The organism is Candidatus Clostridium eludens (assembly GCF_045310515.1).
Classification (GTDB): Bacteria; Bacillota; Clostridia; order Clostridiales; family Clostridiaceae; genus Clostridium_B; species Clostridium_B eludens.
In genome coordinates, this window is the sequence record NZ_JBJHZX010000017.1 from 52,974 (window position 1) to 67,754 (window position 14,781).

Below are 14,781 nucleotides of genomic sequence, written 5' to 3' on the forward strand. Positions count from 1 at the left end.
AGTGTCTAATAAAAAGAACAAAAAACTAACTCCGCTGCAAAGGCAATATCAGAATCTTGCAAAAGAAAAAGAACCTAAAAGAAAAGTTTTAAAAAATTGTCTTAAAGCATTTCTAGTTGGCGGAATTATATGTACGATAGGACAGGGTTTGCAATTTATGTTTATAAAGTATTTTAATTTTACCGAGACAACTGCTGGAAATCCTACTTCTGCAGTTTTAATAATAATATCTGTAATTCTTACAGGGTTTGGTGTGTTTGACCATATTGCCCAGTGGTCTGGAGCGGGAACGGCTATACCCGTTACTGGTTTTGCAAATTCTATTGCATCCTGTGCCATAGAACATAAAAGTGAGGGATATGTTCTTGGTGTAGGAGGCAATATGTTTAAATTAGCTGGATCAGTAATAACTTTTGGGGTTTTTTCTGCATTTGTAGTTGCAACTATACAAATAGTTATTAAATGGTTAGGTGGGATTTAAATGATTCAGGGACATCAATCGTGGGTATTTGAATCCAAGCCCAATATACTTGGCTGTTCTGCAGTGGGGGGACCTTTTGAGGCAAAGGGTGCCCTAGCTAAAGAATTTGATTTGCTTCATGAAGATATATGGGTTGGACAGGATAGTTTTGAAAAAGCTGAAAAAAAATTATTAGAAGAAGCTTGTGAAATAGCTATAAAAAATTCAAAAGTAAATAAAGAGGATATAAATTTTTTTATAAGTGGAGATCTTATGAACCAAATAATTACTAGTAGTTTTGCAGCAAGAACTTTTAAAATACCCTACTTAGGGGTGTTCGGAGCTTGCTCAAGCTCTATGGAAGGATTAGCTTTAGCTTCTTTTATTGTAGATAATAATGGAGCGGAATATGCACTTTGTGGGACTTCAAGTCATAACGCAGCTGCAGAAAAGCAATTTAGATATCCTACAGAATATGGAGGGCAAAAACCCCCTACAGCACAATGGACGGTAACTGGAGCCGGAGCCGCAGTTATTGGTAAAGGGCATGATAAACCTAAAGTTACCACAGCTACTATAGGCAGGGTAGTGGATATGGGAATTTCAGATCCTTTTAATATGGGTGCTGCCATGGCAGCAGCTGCGGTGGATACAATAGAAGCACACTTTAGAGATTTAAATAGAACACCCTCTTATTATGATATTATAGCTACCGGTGATTTAGGTAAAATAGGACATGAAATAGCAGAGGATATGTTAAAAAGAGATGGATTTGAATTTTCACAGGGAGTATTTAAAGATTGCGGGATTATAATGTATAAAAAAGATCAGCCTGTGTTTTCAGGCGGCAGTGGATGTGCCTGCTCTGCTACAGTAACTTATGGACACTTCTTAAAGGAAATGAGTCGGAAAAAATTAAGCAGAATATTAATAGTTGCAACGGGGGCGCTAATGTCACCTATGTCCTATCAACAAAAGGAAAGTATACCCGGTGTTGCTCATGCGGTATCTATAGAAATATAGAAAAGAGAGGTGTATTTTATTTATATGGAAAAATTTCTTTGGGCATTTTTAATAGGTGGAATAATATGTGTAATAGGTCAAATAATGATGGATGTATTTAAACTTACTCCCGCTCACACTACAACTACTCTTGTAGTTGTAGGAGCCATATTGGGAGGACTTGGATTATATGAGCCTTTGATAAAGTTTGCTGGGGCAGGTGCCTCTGTACCTATAAGTAGTTTTGGAAATGCCTTGGTAAAAGGAGCTATTATGGAAGCTAAGGAATATGGGTTAATAGGAGTTCTCACAGGAATTTTCGAAGTTACCAGTGCGGGTATTTCTGCAGCTATAATTTTTGGATTTATTGGAGCATTAATTTTTAAACCTAAGGGGTAATTCATTATATTTTGAAGGAGGTGATAAAATATGACAGTTGGAACTCAAATGCAGCAGGCTATAGCTGGAATCCAAAGTGCAGCTGCAACTATGAAGACATTTGCCCTTGAAACACAGAATGAAAGTGCTAAAAATGATTTTGAAAGCATAGCAAAAAATTTAGATTCGGCACTTGAAACGCTTAAAGGGAGACAAAAATTTATAGAACATCAAGAACCTCAGTATAAAAATATATAATATATAATATATTTATAAAGTATGAGAGAAATAAAAGTCATAATAGTAATAATTATGACTTTTATTTTATCTACATAATATTTATTATGTAGATAAAATAAAAAGTAAACTAATAGCCATAGAAACTACATATGAAATTTCACTTAACAAAAATTATCATATATTGTATAATAAGTATAAAGGTATGCTTGCAAAAGGAGGGAGCTATGAATTATTATTGTGAAGAATGGGAAAGGATGCAGATTAAAGGTAAAATTAAATTTATATTAGACTTTAAAAATTTAATGATTATAATTATGTTTATATTTTTATTCTTAATTGTAAAGAGTATAACTTTTAGGCAATTTTACTTATTAAAAGAAATCTCATTTTATATAATTTATATGGTTATAAGCATTTCCATTCTTTTAATAATATCCCAATGTATAAAATGGAATCTATATATGAGATTTTTTAAAGGTAATTTTAAAAAAGAATCTGCTATTATGAAATTAAAAGAAATTTTTGTAGGACTTTTAAATTTATGGATTCCTTTAGGGATTTTCTGTTCAATATTTATAATAACACCTAACTCACATATATTAAAAAATCTTAATTTCACTTTAAAGTATATATCCTATTTTACAGGCTATGTAATAATGAATTGTATGGCGTGGCTATTTATAGGTTTTATATTAGAAATATTTATTAATATAAATTTTTTAAAATTAGTAAAAAATAAGAATCAAATATATGTATTTATAAGTAAAAGAGTAGATTAATTAGGTTAAAATATAAAGTAATTTAGGTGAAAGTCTTGGGAATACATGGTATAATATATATATAATGTAAATACATGTTTTTATCAGGGGGGATTTAAGTAATGAAAGCAATAAAAGTAATAATAGATAGGTTTGAAGGGCCTTATGCAGTTTGTGAAAAAGAAGATAAGACTATGATGGATATAAAACGAATAAAATTACCTGCTAATGCAAAAGAGGGCTGTGTACTTAATATTAGTGGGGACAAAATAACTATAGATATAGACGAAACAGAAAAGAGAAAAAAGCATATTGCAGCCTTAGCTAAAAATATGTGGAATTAAATATTTATAATTTTAAGTAATGAATAATAAGGTTAGGATATTTTTGTATAATATTTGAGATGTCCTAACCTTATTATTGTTAATAAATATGTTATTACTAGTGTATTGACTTCTTTTTATAACTTTTTCCTGATACTTCTATGTGACCTATAGTTATAAGCGCATTTTTATCAAAATCACTAACTATAGATTTTAATTTAGATATTTCTAATCTAGACACTATTACATAGAGTACATTAGTAGGTGTATTAGTATAGCCTCCTTTACCATCTAAAAGTGTAACTCCTCTTCCAAGTCTAGCCAGAAGGGCAGCCGTTATATCTTCAGATTTATCAGTGATTATTAGCACAGCTTTTGATTCATCAAGACCTTCTACAGTGATATCAATAACCTTAAAGGCTATAAAATAAGTTACCATAGAATACATAGCTCTATCCCAACCAAAAAGAATTCCTGCACTACTTAATATAAATATATTGATGATCATTACTATTTCGCCTATAGAAAATCCAGTATTCTTGTCCAAAATTATAGCTATAATTTCTGTTCCGTCAGAGGAACCTCCATTTCTTATAATCAACCCAATACCAATTCCAAGTATTATTCCTCCAAATACTGAGGCCAAAAGAGTATCATTTGTTATACTTTTAACAGGTTCCAAAAAAGAAACAATAATTGATAAGGCAGATACAGAAAATAAAGTAGATATTGTAAAAGTTTTTCCGATGTGCTTGTATCCAATTATGAGAAAAGGTATATTTAAAATGAAAATAAACAAACCTAATGGGAATTTTGTAATATGACTAGATATAATAGATACGCCTGTAATACCTCCATCTATTACATTGTTGGGAATCAAAAATATTTCCAGAGCTATAGCTGCTAAAGCAGCTCCAATAAGCATAAATGCAAATTTAGTAGTTAATTTAAATATTTTATGGTATTTTGGGGGAGTTAAAATATATTTTTTTTCCATTAAACCATCCTTTCATATTTTAGTTTTGTTAGTTAATAGTAATAAGATAATCATTAACACTTTATAAGGATTCAATATCTATATATTTAATTATATTTTATAAATTTATGTTTTGTCAAATTTATAATGGAACAAAACTATTTCTGCATAGAAATTTCTATGCAGAAATAGTTTTGTTCCATTTTTCGCATCTTCCTCCGAAAAAACCTATTGTTTCTTTTGTGTTTAGTATTTTTACTACTTCACATCTGTTAGAACATCCTGTGCATTCAAAGCTTCGGGATATAAAATCTATATTAGCTAAGTCGAATCCATTAAATTTAGTAGGAATATTGTTTTTTTTCAAATATTCTTTAGCAAGAATAGCTGCGCCTATAGCACCCATTACTTTGAAGTTTTTTGGTATTGTTATTTCTTTACCCAATATCTCCTCGAAAGAAGTTTTCATACCTATATTTGCGGCAACTCCACCTTGAAAAAATATTTCGGATTCTATATCTTTGCCTTTTGCTACATTGTTTAAATAATTTCTGACCAAAGCATTACAAAGGCCTTTTATTATGTCAGAATTACTGTATCCCATTTGCTGTTTGTGTATCATATCTGATTCTGCAAATACGGCACATCTTCCAGCTATTCGGGCAGGGCAGGTAGATTTCAAAGCATAATTTCCGAATTCTTCAATAGGAATATCCAGTCTTTCTGCTTGCCTATCAAGAAAAGAACCTGTTCCGGCGGCGCATACTGTATTCATTGCAAAATCTAAAACAATACCATTTCTCAAAATTATTATTTTAGAATCCTGGCCGCCTATTTCTATTATAGTTTTTACACGGTTGTTCAGATTTAAAGCTGCTATAGCATGAGAAGTTATTTCATTTTTTGTTACGTCAGCTCCTATAATGGAAGATGCAATTTGTCTACCGCTGCCAGTAGTACCTACAGCTTTTATATCTGTATTTTTATATTTATTTTTCAGTAGTCTAAAGCCTTCTTGAATTGCATTTATAGGCCTTCCTTTTGTTCTAAGATATAGAGAATCCAGTACAGCTATATTTTCATCTACTATTACAATATCTGTACTTACAGAACCTACATCAACTCCCATATAATACATTGTTTTTTCTCCTTTCAAGTAAATCTAAAAAAGCTTCTATTCTGGTAATATACCCAGCTTCCCCAGTCATTTCATCAACTATTAAGGTTAATATAGGAAAATTTTTATCTTTTGATATAGTGGGAAGTATAGACTTTGATACAATTTCAGGCATACATCCCATGGGAAAAATCTGAATTGCACCGTCAAAGCCTTTTTCATTTGCTAAAACAGCTTCTCCTATACATTCTCTGGCATGACCGCCTATATAAAAGGGCAGATATTCCTTAGAGGCTCTCCTTATATTCAGTGAATTTAAATTTAATGCAGAGAGAGCTGTATTTTTAATCCACCAACTTGGAGTGATACACCTTACTGTTGATACTCCATAATCCATGAGTTTATCTTCTATAAACAGGTTTGAAAAGGGTTCTATAATAGTATATATTTCACCGATTATAGAAATTTTTAAAGGAGTTTTATTTTTGCATATGGGAAGTTTATTTAGTTTCTCCATGTGTTCCTTTAATATATACAACATTTCTTTTGGGGAGGTGCTTTTAAAAGCTTTTTCTTTACATTGTTTTAGTATATTTTTGCATTCTCCTTTTTTTAATTCATAACCAGATAATAGCTTTGCTTTACTTTCAATGTTATCTATTAAATTTATTATCTTAATTCCCAGACTTGCTATTTTAAGTTTTTCTGCCGTGCTTTTTTTACTGTTTGAGGTAATTGAAATTATTCTGCGCATAAGTTCTTTTATACCTATGTCTTTGGGGTAATCTATAACTATGAAATTTAAATTGTATCCTAGTTTCTTTAGTAAATTTATTTGAAGTTCGCAATATTCTCCAAATCTACAAGGACCGCAGCTTCCAACTATTAAAATTGTATCTGCACCTTTTTCTATACTGTGAATATAATTTCCTATCATTATTTTAAAAGGAAGACAAATTTCTTCAGGTGAGTATAGTGCACCTATTTCTAATGCTTTCTTATTACTTAGAGGTGGTATTATGTAGTCAATTCCTAATCCATCAAACACAGCTTTTGCTGCAAGATATGTATTTCCCAGATGAGGAAAGGTTATCTTCATAAATTTTGACATCTCCTTTCAAGCATATCGGAAAAGGCTTCAATTCTAGTATCGAACCCTGCTTCTCCAGTTTGTTCATCTATCTTTAATACTAAGAATGGAAAGTTTTTTAATCTATCTTTGATAAGTTCTATTACTATAGAGTCTATGCCGCAAGCAAAAGAAGATATATATATAATTCCATCTATCTTCTTGGATTCTGCTAAATAAGTAGAAAAGCCATAGGAATTTTTAGCAAATGTCCAAAAGGGTTTTTTGAATAGGTGGCTGATTTCATTATCTATCTGGTGTTCATCTATAGTTTCTTCAGTAAGTATGCTGATCTTTAATTTATTTAATTTTTTCACTATATTCATATTTGTAAAACTATCATATAGATTATAAGGGTGCCCAACTAAGGCTACTTTCGTAGGAAATTTTATATTGCTTAATTCTGATTTATAAGTTTCCTGAGCCAATAAAGCTTTTTTACAAGCTTTATTTATTTCTAAAAGGTTTTTGCTAAATATTAAACCTGCGTTTAAGGCCCAATTCCTAAGTTTATTTTTAGAAAAAGCATACACAGGGTAAGTTAATGATTTTGGCATATTGGGAATATCATTTAATATCATTTCCGGCAGTCCACAAAATTTAGGACAGATGAATTCATTCTTTTTTAGCTGCATTATTCTTGGGATGAGAATTATATCACATTTATCTTTTATAGCAGCTACATGGCCATGGAATATTTTTATGGGAAGACATGCCTCATCCACACAATATTTTATTCCCATGTCTAGTATGTATCTATTAGTATCAGGAGAAGTTATTATTTCTGCCCCCAATTCCTGAAAAAAAGTTTCTGCAAAAATATGATATTTACAATATAATAATCCCTTTGGAATTCCTATTTTCATATATTTATATAAGCTGCTTTATTTTATATGAACTTTACCATTACTAACACCCCATCTTCTTTAAAGTAGGGGAGAAGAGCTTAATCTAAATAGAATATAATTTTAGCAGCATACCTCCAATCTTGAAAAATTCTATATTTGTAATACATTTCTATATTTTATCTCAAATATAGAAAAATATTCAATTGCATATGTAATAATTTTTATAGTTTATATAATAAATATTATGTAAACTATAAAAAAAGTAAACCTTCAACAAACCATATAAGCTCTGAAATAACCCAAAATCTATTTCTTGAAGTTTAAATCTAAAAAGTTTAAAATGCTCATAACCATATAAATTATATAATATAAGAGGAAGCTTAAAATAGAAGATGTCATTTTAATTTTTAAAATACTATAAAGTTTTAAACAGCTTAATCATCTATAAATAAATAATAGAGGGAGTTATGTTATTAGTAATTTCCTTATTGAACTAAATTATTTTAAGTATTTTAAAGGAATTTTACTGACTAATGTAGAATATATAACTTCGCTAAATCATTATTTAGCGAAGTTATATCTATTTTTAGAGAGGGGAAATTTTTATGCACTACAATTTAACACATATATACAATCCAGAGCTCCCAAAATACTTAAATGATTTTTTAAACTATCTTGGTACTATTAAAGGCAAGTCAAACAATACTCTAGATGGTTATAAAGTTGATTTAACAATGTTTTTTAGGTTTTTAAAATTATATAGAGGACTAGTAAAAAAAGGCTCAGAGTTTCAAGATATAAAGATAAATGACATAGATATTGAACTTATAAAACAAATAACTTTAAGTGATTTATTTGCGTTCATATCTTTTACAGAGAATTATAGAAATAATAAAAGCTATACTAGAGCTAGAAAAGTAGCTTCATTAAAATCTTTTTTTAAATATTTATACAGTAAAGCCAAAATAATAAACGAAAATCCTGCCTTAGAATTAGAATCCCCTCAAATAAATAAGAGAAATCCTATTTATTTGAGCTTAAAAGAAAGTAAGATTTTATTAAATGCCATAGATGGCAAATTTAAAGAACGAGATTATTGTATTATAACTTTTTTCTTAAATTGTGGAATGAGACTTTCTGAACTCTGCAGCATAAATATATCTAATATTAAAGACGATATTCTTACTGTAGTAGGAAAAGGAAATAAAGAAAGAACTATTTATTTAAACGAAGCCTGTTTAAAAGCATTAAAGAGCTATTTAAATTCAAGGGATGAGTATTATCTTAAAATAAAAGATAAAGATGCCCTTTTTATAAGTAAAAATTACACTAGAATAAACAAGAGATCTGTTGAGATTATGTTAAAAAAATATTTAAAAAAAGCCCAGTTAGATAGTGACAAATATACCCCTCATAAATTAAGACACACTGCAGCTACACTTATGTATAAGTATGGGAATGTAGATATAAGAAGTCTTCAAAAGATATTGGGCCATGAAAGTGTATCTACTACTCAAATATATACTCATGTGGATGATGAAAAACTCAGAGAAGCAATAAAGTCAAATCCTTTAAACCATGAAGAAGAAATAGATTCCTAAGTGTATACAGAAACAGAAATGTTTATGGTAATATTTCTGTTTCTGTATACATAAAACATATTTATTGTCTGCTTTTTATAATTCTTATTAGCCCTGGATATTCTTCACAGGCCATTTTTTCAAACTTATTCTTATCCTCTAGAATTTCTCTTAAACCATCTACATCATCTATAAATTCAATACATACCTCCTGTTCAGGTTGCTCACTGTTATTTTCATCATTTTTCATATGAGTATCATCATCAGATAGTATTACTTCGGGATTTTCTCTTTCGTAATCTTTTAGATCGTCTTCATCCTCTATAATTGTATCAATTTGTATAGCTTTCGTATCATAACCTTCTACTTCTAAACATTCTCCGCAGTTGTTACATTTTTTATTCGGATTTAAATCACATTTATAGCATTCGTTGCAATTATTACAAAGTTTTTTCTCATTAAATATACAGCAATTCATAGATATCTCAAAGCCCCTTTTTATTTCTTTTTTGGTTTACTTTTTTATTATTTACATAATATTTATTATATAAACATTGCCTATAAAACCAATAACCCTAGTATAGAACATAAGTTTGCTATTTGTCAACTTATATGATATAATTCACTCAAGTGATTCTTGGAATAAATAAATTAGAGGAGTGTTATTTTATGACGGAACGTAGTAGTAATAGACAATCTCAAATATATGAATTCATAAGATTCCAGATTAAAGAAAAAGGATATCCTCCTTCTGTTAGAGAAATATGTGCTGCCGTAGGTTTAAAATCTACCTCTACTGTACACAGTTATCTGGAAAAACTAGAAAAACGAGGATTTATAAAAAGAGATGCCACTAAATCTAGAACTATAGAAATTATTGAAAAATCTCATATAAAAAAAGAAATGATAGAAGTTCCTATTATAGGTACCATAACTGCTGGCTTACCTATTTTAGCTGTAGAAAATATAGAAGATTTTTTCCCCCTTCCCATAGACTATGTAAAAAATAATAAAGAAATATTTATGCTTAAGGTGAAGGGAGAAAGCATGGAAGATGCAGGTATACTAGACGGAGACTTATCTGTAATAGAAAGAATACATTCCGCAGAAAATGGAGACATAGTGGTAGCTCTTATTGAAAATGAAGCCACTTTAAAAAGATTTTTCAAAGAAAAAGATCATATAAGATTACAGCCAGAAAATAAAAATATGTCTCCTATTATAGTAGAACATTGCGAAATAATTGGAAAATTAATAGGTTTATATAGAAGATATTAACTGTGAACTAAGCTGCTATTAGACTATACTTGATAAAGCCATAAGTATCCCTATTTTAGCATGATCAAAAGTTAGTCCACCTTGAAGATATGCTATATAAGGTTCTCTTATAGGAGCATCAGCAGATAATTCGATAGAAGCTCCCTGTATAAATGCTCCTGCAGCCATTATAACCTGATCTGAATATCCTGGCATATCCCAAGGTTCGCATAATGCAAAAGAATCTATAGGGGATGATTTTTGAATAGCTCTACAAAAATCTATTAATTTTGTTTTATTATTAAATTTAATACACTGTATTATATCACTTCTTCTATCATTGTATTTAGGCAAAACTTCAAATCCTGCTAATTCCATAATTCTGGCACAAAAAATAGCGCCCTTTACTGCCTCTATAGAAACATGAGGAGCTAAAAATAACCCTTGATATAAAAGTCTCATTACTCCAAAAGTTGAACCACATTCCCCGCCTATTCCAGGTACTGTAAGCCTGTAGGATGCCTGCGTTACATATTCTTCTTTTCCTGCAATATATCCTCCTGTAGGTGCTATACCACCACCTATATTTTTTATAAGTGATCCTGCTACTAAATCGGCCCCTACATCTGTAGGTTCCATTATATCTACAAATTCCCCGTAGCAATTATCTACAAAACATATTAATTCTGGGTTTATTTGTTTTACAAAATTTATCATATCTCTAATTTCTGATATGGAAAAAGATTTCCTCCAGCCATAGCCGGTAGATCTCTGTATATGAATTAATTTTACCTTGTTATTTTTTATTAAATATTTTTCTATACTTTTAAAATCTATTTTATCATCTGAAGTTAAATCTATTTGATCATAATTTATACCATATTCTTTAAGAGAGCCGACTTTTTTATGGCTATGTGTACCTATTAGATTATGTAATGTATCGTAAGGAGTGCCGCAGATAGATAGCATAGTATCTCCTGGACGTAAATTACCAAAAATAGCACAACAAAGTGCATGAGTACCATTTACAAAATGAGGTCTCACCAGTGCACTTTCCGAATTGAATATTCTAGCATACACCCTATCCAATGTATCTCTACCTATATCCCCATATCCGTAACCAGATGAGTTAGTAAAATGAGACTCACTTATGCCCTCCTGTTGAAAGGCGTCTAAAACTTTTATTTGATTATATTCTCTTATTTCATCATAATATATAAATTCACTTTTGATATCTTCTAAAGCTTTCTCATATAGGAAAATTACTTTTTCATTTATTTTATATGTATTTTTAAGTTTGTCTTTGGTTATATCTAGCAAAATCATTACCTCCTAAATGTTTAATATAACACATAGAAAAGGAATAGGAAATTGCCTATTCCTTTTCTATATATGGCTTTTCAAAATAGCTTCTATATATTTTACCATAATAATTCTGGAACACAACTAGTTATTTATGATCTGTCATCTGTTCCAACAGGAGTATTAAATAGAATTGATTTTGATGGTGTAATAGTAGAAAGTGCATGTTTATATACCATCATTTGTTTGCCATCACACTCTAATATAACCGTAAAATTATCAAAACCTTTTACAATCCCTCTAATCTGAAAACCATTGGTTAGATATACAATAACCGGAATCTTATTTTTCCTGGCACCATTTAAGAAGATATCCTGTAAATTATTAGCTGGTTTACTCATAGTTTTCTCCCTCCGTAATTTTTATTTATATTGATTTTATAAATATTATAAAATTTCCTTAGTTTTATAAAGAAATTAATAGTACTGGTACTTATTTTTTATTTTAGAAAAAAATGTTTGATATAATATATATTATATCAATGTTTAGCATTTTAACAAGTTACTAAATCTATTAAGGATATAATTTACTATTTCTTTATTTGAATTAAAATCATCCTTATTTACCCATATAGCTCTTTCATCTTTTCTAAACCAGGTTAATTGCCTTTTTGCATAATTCCGGCTTCCTTTCTTAATTAAGTATATAGCTTCATCTAAAGATATTTCTCCATCTAGATATCCCATTACTTCTTTATATCCTATGCCCTTCATAGACTGCATATCACTTGTATATCCCATGGATTTCAATTTTTTAACTTCATCTATAAGTCCTTGTTCCATCATTATATCAACTCTTCTATTTATTCTTTCATATAATTCATTACGATTCATATTAAGTACAAAATAACCTATTTTATAGGGTATATCATACAGGTTAGCTCTATCACTAAATTCACCTATAGTTTTTCCTGTAAGCTTATATACTTCTAATGCCCGTATAATTCTTTTTAAATCATTAGGATACAGTCTCTCATAAGACTCACTATCTACATTTTTTAAAAGAGAATGTAAATGGCACTTTCCTTGCGTTTCAGCTAAATTTTGTAAGTAATTTCTATAACCTATATCTACCTTCGCATCGGTAAAATTATAGTTAAAAATAAGAGAGTTTATATAAAGTCCCGTACCTCCTACTACCATGGGAAATTTGTTCTTGTTATATACTTCTTCTATTGTTTTTTGAGCTAAACTCTTATATTTGGAAACATTAAAACTCTCATCCGGCTCAATAACGTCTATCAAATGATGGTGAATTCCCTGCATTTCCTCTTTTGTAATTTTTGCAGAACCTATATTCATATACCTATATATTTGCATAGAGTCTGCAGATATTATTTCTCCATTTAGGTTTTTAGCAAGTTCTATGGATATATCAGTTTTGCCCACTGCAGTAGGTCCTGTCAGTATAAATAAATTTTTCATGATTTCTCTCTCCTACTGTATTCTCTTAAATTTTTTTTCCAAGTCATTTAAGGTAAACTTTATTATAGTAGGTCTCCCATGAGGACAAGTAAAAGGTTCTTCTATAAATCTTAACTCCTGAAGTAAATGCTCCATTTCCAGTATTGATAAGTTATGTTTTGCTTTTATTGCAGCTTTACAGGCAAGAGCAGCTATGGAAAGATATTTTACCTCCCAGGTATCTCCAGAACCCATATTCTTTAAATTGTCTATCATATCCATAAATAAGTTTTTAATATCCGGTTTTCCAAGTATTACAGGAACTTCTCTTATATTTATAGTATTATTTCCAAATAACTCCACACTAAATCCAACCTTCTTAAATATATCTTCATTTTCTATATAATAAACATAATCTTTAACTGTAAGCTCCATAACTACTGGAGTAATTAATACTTGAGATACTACGTTCTCTCTTTGTATACTATTTTTATACCGTTCAAAAAGAATTTTTTCATGGGCTGCATGTTGGTCTATAATATATAAATTACTGCCAGCCTCTGCTATTATATAAGTATAGTTAAACTGTCCAATTATTTTAAAAGCCGGAAGCTTAGGAATTTTAGTTTCTTCTTCGGCTTCTTTTTTGGAAATATTTAACTTAATCTTTTCTTCTATATTATCATTAACATTTTCATAAAAACAGTCTTTTGTATCTTTTATAATATTATTCTTATTTAAATCATATTTGGATTCTAAAAAAATCCTGTTATCTTCACCAGAGTTATTGTACTGTTTTTTATTATTGCCATATTCCTCTTCTATTATATAGCTTTCGCTATTTGAAGGTTTAAAATCAATGGGAATTTGAATTTTTTCTATTTTTTGCTGTTCCTCTTTGAATTTCAGAACATCTTCTGTATCAATATTAAAAGAGTCTTTTAAGCTCTCTCTGAGAGCCATATGAACCGCATCAAATACAAACTTGAATATCATTCTTGAGTCACTGAATTTTATTTCCCATTTAGCCGGATGTACATTTATATCTACAAATTCCGGGAATATATCTAAAAACAATATAAAAAAAGGAAATTTATTAACAGTCAAAAATGATTTGAAAGCTTTTTCTACAGCAGCAGTTATAGATTTATCTTTAACATATCTTTTATTTACAAATATACTTTGATTATTCCTACTTCCCCTACTTACTTCTGAATTACCTATGTACCCATAAATTGAAACCACATCACTATGGCTTTCTATGGGTATTATATTTTCATATACATTTTTACCATATACACACCTTATAGCATCCATTACATTTCCACTACCATAGGTGACTAAAGACTTTTTACTATCTTTAAAAAATTTAAACATTATATTAGGATTAGCTAGAGAAAGCCTATTTACAATATCAGAAATATTAGCTCCTTCTCTACTTGGAGATTTTAAGAATTTTTGCCTGGCAGGTACGTTAAAAAACAGATCTTTTACTAAAACTGTAGTTCCTAAATTACTTCCTGCATCCTGTATATATTCTAAATTTCCGCCACTTATACAAATTTCCTTGCCGCAATTAAATTCCTCTACCCTGCTTTTAAGAATTACATTAGATACAGCTGCTATACTGGATAAAGCTTCTCCCCTAAATCCCATACTATATATCTTATTTATATCCTCCAAAGTGCTTATTTTACTGGTAGCATGGGGCATAAATGCTTTTTCTATATCTAAAGGATGTATTCCTGATCCATCATCTGTTATCTTTATAGATTTTTGACCTCCTTCTTCTATTTCCACAGTAATATTTTTAGCACCTGAATCTATACTATTTTCAATTAGCTCTTTTATCACAGAAGAAGGACCTTCAACTACTTCACCGGCAGCAATTTTATTAGAGGTATCTATATCTAAAAGATTTATTCTTTTCATTACAAATCAATCCTTT

17 protein-coding genes and 1 pseudogene are annotated in these 14,781 nt (G+C 29.7%); 9 read left to right on the forward strand and 9 right to left on the reverse strand.

The genetic code is table 11. From position 1 onward, the window contains the following. Window position 1 precedes the first annotated feature (1 nt). The 6 genes from spoVAC (at window position 2) to ACJDU8_RS12495 (ending at window position 3,182) form a co-directional block, all read left to right on the forward strand. Window positions 2–481: a stage V sporulation protein AC gene (gene spoVAC / locus ACJDU8_RS12470; RefSeq protein ID WP_406792475.1), complete on the forward strand. Its 480-nt coding sequence runs from the start codon at window positions 2–4 to the stop codon at window positions 479–481. Beyond that, window positions 482–1,483 (forward strand): stage V sporulation protein AD, encoded by a 1,002-nt coding sequence (spoVAD, locus tag ACJDU8_RS12475; RefSeq protein ID WP_406792476.1) that lies wholly within the window; start codon window positions 482–484, stop codon window positions 1,481–1,483. Window positions 1,484–1,507: 24 nt separating this feature from the next. Further along, entirely contained in the window at window positions 1,508–1,861 is a 354-nt protein-coding gene (gene spoVAE, locus ACJDU8_RS12480) for a stage V sporulation protein AE (protein ID WP_406792477.1), read from the forward strand. 30 nt (window positions 1,862–1,891) lie between these two features. Next, window positions 1,892–2,098, forward strand: coding sequence for a DUF1657 domain-containing protein (locus ACJDU8_RS12485; protein WP_406792478.1), 207 nt, complete (start codon window positions 1,892–1,894; stop codon window positions 2,096–2,098). Between the two features lie 206 nt (window positions 2,099–2,304). Beyond that, complete coding sequence (locus tag ACJDU8_RS12490) at window positions 2,305–2,859, forward strand: hypothetical protein (RefSeq protein ID WP_406792479.1); 555 nt, start codon at window positions 2,305–2,307, stop codon at window positions 2,857–2,859. Between the two features lie 101 nt (window positions 2,860–2,960). Continuing rightward, window positions 2,961–3,182, forward strand: coding sequence for a DUF3006 domain-containing protein (locus ACJDU8_RS12495; protein WP_406792480.1), 222 nt, complete (start codon window positions 2,961–2,963; stop codon window positions 3,180–3,182). A gap of 97 nt (window positions 3,183–3,279) precedes the next feature. On the opposite strand, the gene ACJDU8_RS12500 is transcribed toward ACJDU8_RS12495, so the two are convergent. From ACJDU8_RS12500 to ACJDU8_RS12515, 4 genes are all read right to left on the reverse strand, one after another. Continuing rightward, a complete protein-coding gene (locus tag ACJDU8_RS12500) occupies window positions 3,280–4,158 on the reverse strand; it encodes a YitT family protein (protein WP_406792481.1) in 879 nt (292 codons plus the stop codon). 157 nt (window positions 4,159–4,315) lie between these two features. Continuing rightward, window positions 4,316–5,275, reverse strand: coding sequence for an acyl-CoA dehydratase activase (locus tag ACJDU8_RS12505; protein ID WP_406792482.1), 960 nt, complete (start codon window positions 5,273–5,275; stop codon window positions 4,316–4,318). Next, complete coding sequence (locus tag ACJDU8_RS12510) at window positions 5,256–6,353, reverse strand: 2-hydroxyglutaryl-CoA dehydratase (RefSeq protein ID WP_406792483.1); 1,098 nt, start codon at window positions 6,351–6,353, stop codon at window positions 5,256–5,258. Before ACJDU8_RS12510 ends, ACJDU8_RS12505 begins: the two co-directional genes overlap by 20 nt. Then, on the reverse strand, window positions 6,350–7,249 hold the full coding sequence (locus tag ACJDU8_RS12515; protein ID WP_406792484.1) for an acyl-CoA dehydratase activase-related protein: 900 nt from the start codon (window positions 7,247–7,249) through the stop codon (window positions 6,350–6,352). The genes ACJDU8_RS12510 and ACJDU8_RS12515 overlap by 4 nt, the downstream gene beginning before the upstream one ends. A gap of 692 nt (window positions 7,250–7,941) precedes the next feature. Here ACJDU8_RS12515 and ACJDU8_RS12520 point away from each other — a divergent pair. Then, window positions 7,942–8,040: pseudogene (locus tag ACJDU8_RS12520) on the forward strand (recombinase XerC); the annotation flags it as partial. 222 nt (window positions 8,041–8,262) lie between these two features. Next, window positions 8,263–8,832: a tyrosine-type recombinase/integrase gene (locus tag ACJDU8_RS12525; RefSeq protein ID WP_406792522.1), complete on the forward strand. Its 570-nt coding sequence runs from the start codon at window positions 8,263–8,265 to the stop codon at window positions 8,830–8,832. A gap of 61 nt (window positions 8,833–8,893) precedes the next feature. Here the strand turns inward: ACJDU8_RS12525 and ACJDU8_RS12530 are convergent, their stop codons facing one another. Further along, the gene (locus ACJDU8_RS12530; protein WP_406792485.1) at window positions 8,894–9,289 is read right to left on the reverse strand and encodes a hypothetical protein; all 396 of its coding nucleotides are present in this window, start codon (window positions 9,287–9,289) and stop codon (window positions 8,894–8,896) included. A 191-nt stretch (window positions 9,290–9,480) separates the two neighbouring features. Between ACJDU8_RS12530 and lexA the strand changes: the two genes are divergently transcribed. Further along, window positions 9,481–10,089: a transcriptional repressor LexA gene (lexA, locus tag ACJDU8_RS12535; protein ID WP_406792486.1), complete on the forward strand. Its 609-nt coding sequence runs from the start codon at window positions 9,481–9,483 to the stop codon at window positions 10,087–10,089. Between the two features lie 18 nt (window positions 10,090–10,107). Here lexA and ACJDU8_RS12540 read toward each other — a convergent pair whose 3' ends face one another. From ACJDU8_RS12540 to mutL, 4 genes are all read right to left on the reverse strand, one after another. Further along, window positions 10,108–11,388, reverse strand: coding sequence for a methionine gamma-lyase family protein (locus tag ACJDU8_RS12540; protein ID WP_406792487.1), 1,281 nt, complete (start codon window positions 11,386–11,388; stop codon window positions 10,108–10,110). Window positions 11,389–11,522: 134 nt separating this feature from the next. Further along, on the reverse strand, window positions 11,523–11,771 hold the full coding sequence (gene hfq, locus ACJDU8_RS12545) for an RNA chaperone Hfq (RefSeq protein ID WP_406792488.1): 249 nt from the start codon (window positions 11,769–11,771) through the stop codon (window positions 11,523–11,525). Window positions 11,772–11,915: 144 nt separating this feature from the next. Beyond that, window positions 11,916–12,854 carry a tRNA (adenosine(37)-N6)-dimethylallyltransferase MiaA gene (gene miaA, locus ACJDU8_RS12550; RefSeq protein ID WP_406792489.1) on the reverse strand — a complete coding sequence of 313 codons (939 nt, stop codon included), beginning with the start codon at window positions 12,852–12,854 and terminating at the stop codon, window positions 11,916–11,918. Window positions 12,855–12,866: 12 nt separating this feature from the next. Continuing rightward, complete coding sequence (mutL, locus tag ACJDU8_RS12555; protein WP_406792490.1) at window positions 12,867–14,765, reverse strand: DNA mismatch repair endonuclease MutL; 1,899 nt, start codon at window positions 14,763–14,765, stop codon at window positions 12,867–12,869. Window positions 14,766–14,781: the final 16 nt, after the last annotated feature.